Origin of the sequence: Streptomyces alkaliphilus, assembly GCF_014141535.1 — a bacterium.
In the GTDB taxonomy this organism is placed as follows: Bacteria; Actinomycetota; Actinomycetes; order Streptomycetales; family Streptomycetaceae; genus Streptomyces; species Streptomyces alkaliphilus.
Window position 1 is genome coordinate 1 of record NZ_VKHT01001443.1, and the last position, 933, is coordinate 933.

Genomic DNA, 933 nt, shown 5'->3' on the forward strand with positions numbered 1-933 from the left:
CCTGACGCCCACTCCCGGTGCCCGGCTGCCGGGAAGGGGCGGCCGGGCACCGGGAGTGGGCGTCAGGCGGGGACGGGTTCGCGCAGTTCGCCATAGCGGGCGGTGACCCAGCCGACCGACCAGCCGCACAGGTCGGCGGCCTGCCGGATCGACAAACCGGCGTGGTGGGCGTCGGCCACGGTCCGCCGGGCCACCTCCTCGGACTGCTTGACCGGGGCGGGGCCGGCGGCCAGCAGCTCAGCGCGGCGCCGCTCGATCGCCTCGGCGCGCTCGCGTTCCCGTCGGGCGGCCTCGGCCCGCTCCGCCTCGGCCCGGCGACGCCGCCGCTCTGCCTCGGCCTCTTCCAGACGACGCCGTTCGGCCTCGGCGGCCCGCCGGCGTTCGGCCTCGCGGCGTTCACGCTCGACCCGTTCGGCCTCCGCCCGGCGGGCGGCCTCCCGCTCGGCCTGCTCGCGCTGTTCACGCTCGCGGCGCCGGCGTTCGCGTTCGGCGCTCTCCTGTTCACGGATCCGCTGCTCGTGTTCAAGGCGCAGCCGCTCGCGTTCACGCTCCGCCTGTGCCTGTTCACGGGCCAGCGCGGCGGCGTGCTCGCGTTCCTCGCGGGCCAGCCGCGCGGCGTGCTCGCGGTCCTCCCGCTCCCGGCGTTCGGCCCGCTCTGCGGCGGCTTCGCGTTCGGCGCGCTCACGCTGTTCACGCTCGATCCGGGCCCGTTCACGGGCCGCCTTCTCCGCCATCTCCTCGGCGCGTTTGGCGGCAACGGCGGCGGCCAGGGCACGGCGGTAGGCCAACCCGGCCTCGGAGGCGACGATCAGCAGCAGCGGCGCCACCGAGTGCACCGCCACCCCCACCCAGTCCGATTTCAGGGCCGAGGCGCCGGTGTTCAGCGCCAGCGTCATCAGGCCGGTCATCCAGCGCAGCAGCACCGGCCAACCC

The 933-nt window shown here is 76.4% G+C and carries 1 protein-coding gene; it reads right to left on the bottom strand.

Going from position 1 to position 933, the window contains the following annotated elements:
• Window positions 1–62 precede the first annotated feature (62 nt).
• Window positions 63–933, bottom strand: an 871-nt coding sequence (locus FNQ90_RS24990) for a hypothetical protein (protein WP_228471591.1), incomplete at its 5' end; no start/stop codon positions are given.